This is a genomic window from Streptomyces prasinopilosus, assembly GCF_001419695.1.
GTDB classification, from domain to species: domain Bacteria; phylum Actinomycetota; class Actinomycetes; order Streptomycetales; family Streptomycetaceae; genus Streptomyces; species Streptomyces prasinopilosus.
In genome coordinates, this window is record NZ_LIRG01000688.1 from 1 (window position 1) to 2,032 (window position 2,032).

Here is a 2,032-nt window from a genome sequence, read left to right on the forward strand (position 1 = left end):
CGCGCCGTACGGACTGCGCGCAGGCGAGTTCGATCACCTTGACCAGGCCGAGCCCGGTGTCGACCTCGACGACGGCCCGGTGGGCGGCGAAGGTGTACTGGATGTGGCCGTTGCCCCGGCCGGTGTGCGGGTCGAAGGGCTCGGTCGGCCGGGGCCGCCACTCCTCCTCCGCCTCGACCGCTTCGTCCCCGAGGACGTCCACCAGGTCGGCCAGCACCTCACCGCCGTCGGTGACGACCTTGCCGTCCTCCAGCAGCAGTCCGGCCGTCGTCCACGCCGGGTGGCGGGAGCCGAACCGGCGCCGGCCCAGCTCCAGGACCTGTTCCCGGACCAGCTCGCAGGCGTTCCTGACCGCCCCTCCGGTGACGTACGTCTGCCGGGAGGCGGAGGTCGAGCCGGCCGAGCCCACCCGGGTGTCGGCGGGGTGGACGGTCACCTGGCCGACGCCCAGCTCGGTGCGGGCGATCTGGGCGTGGACGGTGATCCCGCCCTGCCCGACCTCCGCCATCGCGGTGTGCACGGTGGCCACGGGCCGGCCGCCGGCCACCTCCATCCGGACGCGCGCGGTGGAGTAGTCGTCGAAGCCCTCGGAGAAACCGACGTTCTTGATGCCGACCGCGTAGCCGACACCGCGCACGACGTCCTCACCGTGGGTGGTGTTGGACAGGCCGCCGGGCAGCCGGCGCACGTCGGTGCCCTCGCCGCTCTCCCACTGCCGCTCGGGCGGCATCGGCATCGCCTTGACCCGGCGCAGCAGTTCGGCGACCGGCGCCGGGGAGTCGACGACCTGCCCGGTGGGCATGAGCGTGCCCTGTTCCATGGCGTTGAGCTGCCTGAACTCCACCGGGTCCAGGCCCAGGCGGGCGGCCAGCCTGTCCATCTGGGCCTCGTAGGCGAAGCACGCCTGGACCGCGCCGAAGCCGCGCATGGCGCCGCAGGGCGGGTTGTTGGTGTAGAGGGCGAGGGCCTCGATCTCCACGTCGTCCACGGCGTACGGCCCGACGCCGAGGGAGGAGGCGTTGCCGACCACGGCCGGGGAGGCGGAGGCGTACGCCCCGCCGTCGAGGACGATGCGGCACGCGACGTGGGTCAGCCTGCCGTCGCGGGTGGCGCCGTGCTCGTAGCGCAGCGTGGCCGGGTGGCGGTGGACGTGGCCGAAGAAGGACTCGAAGCGGTTGTAGACGATCTTGACGGGTCTTCCGGTGCGCAGGGCGAGCAGGCAGGCGTGGATCTGCATGGACAGGTCCTCCCGGCCGCCGAACGCGCCGCCGACGCCGGCCAGGGTCATCCGCACCTTGTCCTCGGGCAGGCCGAGCACGGGCGCCATCTGGCGCCGGTCGGAGTGGAGCCACTGGGTGGCGACGTAGAGGTGGACGCCGCCGTCCTCCTCGGGGACGGCGAGCCCCGACTCGGGGCCGAGGAAGGCCTGGTCCTGCATGCCGAAGGTGTACTCGCCCTCGACGACGACGTCGGCGCGCTCGCGGGCCCGCGCCACGTCGCCGCGCACGATCGGCTGGCGGTGGACGATGTTGGGGTGGGCCACGTACCGCAGGTGGTGGTCCTCGCGGTGTTCGTGGACGAGGGGCGCGCCGGGGGCGAGCGCGGAGGCCTCGTCGGTGACGACGGGCAGCTCCCGGTACTCGACCCTGATCCTCTCGGCGGCGCGGCGCGCGGTCTCGGGGTGGTCGGCGGCGACGACGGCGACCGGCTCGCCGTGGTGGCGGACCTTGCCGTGGGCCAGGACGGGGGTGTCCTGGATCTCCAGGCCGTAGTGGCGCACCCCGGTCGGCAGGTCGTCGTAGGTGAGGACGGCGTGCACGCCCGGCAGGGCGAGGGCCCCGGAGGTGTCGATCGAGAGGATCTCGGCGTGCGCGACCGGGGAGCGCAGGATCTGGCCCCACAGCATGTCCTCGTGCCACAGGTCGGAGGAGTACGCGAACTCTCCGGTGACCTTGAGGACGCCGTCGGGCCGCAGGACGGACTCCCCGATCCCGCCGCGGGCCGGGGCGCCCCGGCCCGCGGCGGGATCGGG

The 2,032-nt window shown here is 74.0% G+C and carries 1 protein-coding gene; it reads right to left on the reverse strand.

Annotated elements, in window-relative coordinates; translation table 11 throughout:
• The coding region (locus AOK18_RS24555; RefSeq protein WP_055695737.1) for a xanthine dehydrogenase family protein molybdopterin-binding subunit at window positions 1–2,032 on the reverse strand (2,032 nt) is incomplete at both ends.